Here is a 1,645-nt window from a genome sequence, read left to right on the forward strand (position 1 = left end):
GCCGAACGCTTGGCCGTGGCCTTCGCGAATACGCTCATGTTGCTCCTTGGGACTGAAGGAATTGGTACACAATGCAGCGCCATGGTGACGCCGTTGTCTGACAGTATTCCGCGCCCATGGCGGAAACAAGACGCTGCGGTCACAACCGTGTAACACCACGTCAATCGTTACCCTGCCGACACCTCAGCGGCGTTCAACGCACGGAATCTGCGGAAACACGAGCTTTCACGCGAGGATCGCGCGCACGCGGCATCCGCTCGCCTGAACCGCTCACCGTGCCGTCGCACGGTGCCGGGAGCGACTCAGACGGGTTCGGCGATCACCCTGCGCGAGGCGTGCACACCGCGGATCAGGTCGACCGTCAGCACGATGAGCGCGAGCCACACGAGCCCGAATCCGACCCAGCGCTCGGGCGGCATCGGCTCCTGCAGGATGACCACGCCGACGAGGAACTGGATGAACGGCGCGAAGTACTGGATGAACCCCATGAAGATGAGCGGGAGCCGGCGCGACGCGGCGGCGAAGAGCAGGAGCGGCACGGCGGTGACCACGCCGAGGCCCACGAGCATCGCCGTGTGCCACGCGCTCACCGTGCCGATCGTCAGGCCGGTCGTCATGGCCACGAAGACGAGTTGCACGACGGCGAGCGGCGCGAGCCAGACGGTCTCGAGCGTGAGCCCCGACACGGCGTCGACCTTCGGACCGACGCGCTTCTTGATGAGGCCGTAGAACCCGAACGAGAACGCCAGCACGAGGGCGAGCCACGGCAGCTGCCCGTATCCGAGAGCCAGCACGATCACCGCGACGATCGAGATGCCGACCGCGGTCCACTGGGTCGGGTTCAGCCGCTCGCGCTGCACGAACACGCCGAGGAAGACCGTGACGATGGGGTTGATGAAGTAGCCGAGCGACGCCTCGACGACCTGGTTCGTGGTCGCCGCGAAGACGTAGGTCTGCCAGTTGATGAAGATGAGCACGCCCGCGAGGCCCATCGTGAGCACGATGCGCCGATCGCGGAACAGCAGTGCGAGGGCACGCCATGCCCGCGTCACCAGGATGAGCAGCGCGCAGAAGACGAGCGAGAAGAGCACCCGCCACGCGACGATCTCGATCGGTCCGGAGGGTGCCAGTGCGATGAAGTAGATCGGCAGGAAACCCCAGAGCCCGTACGCGGCGATCGCGAAGGCGAGGCCCGAGCGGCTCACACCCTCCGAGGGATTCGCCGGAGTGGGAACCTGGATCTCGGGGCGGGATGACACCTGCACAGCCTACGCCGCGATGCGGGCAGCGGATGCCGCAGCATCCGCTGCCCGGAACACGACGAGGCCCGGACACCCCATGGGCGTCCGGGCCTCGGATCGATCGTGTCTCGCGTTAGCGGACGACGACTGCGAGCACGTCGCGAGCCGACAGGACGAGGAGGTCCTCGCCGCCGAACTTGACCTCGGTGCCGCCGTACTTGGAGTAGATCACCTTGTCGCCGACTGCGACGTCGAGCGGGACGCGGTTGCCGTTGTCATCGATGCGGCCGGGGCCCACTGCCACGACCTCGCCCTCCTGGGGCTTCTCCTTGGCGGTGTCGGGGATGACCAGACCGGATGCGGTGGTCTGCTCGGCCTCGACCTGCTTGATGACGATGCGATCC

General features: G+C 66.7%; 2 protein-coding genes. Both read right to left on the minus strand.

The genetic code is table 11. The annotated features are described in order from the left end of the window. Window positions 1–302: 302 nt before the first annotated feature. Window positions 303–1,259 (minus strand): EamA family transporter RarD, encoded by a 957-nt coding sequence (gene rarD / locus VIP82_RS01960; protein ID WP_331905618.1) that lies wholly within the window; start codon window positions 1,257–1,259, stop codon window positions 303–305. A gap of 115 nt (window positions 1,260–1,374) precedes the next feature. Further along, on the minus strand, window positions 1,375–1,645 hold a 271-nt coding region (groES, locus tag VIP82_RS01965), incomplete at its 5' end, for a co-chaperone GroES (protein ID WP_331905619.1).

The sequence above is a fragment of the Microbacterium sp. genome, assembly GCF_036566905.1.
Classification (GTDB): Bacteria; Actinomycetota; Actinomycetes; order Actinomycetales; family Microbacteriaceae; genus Microbacterium.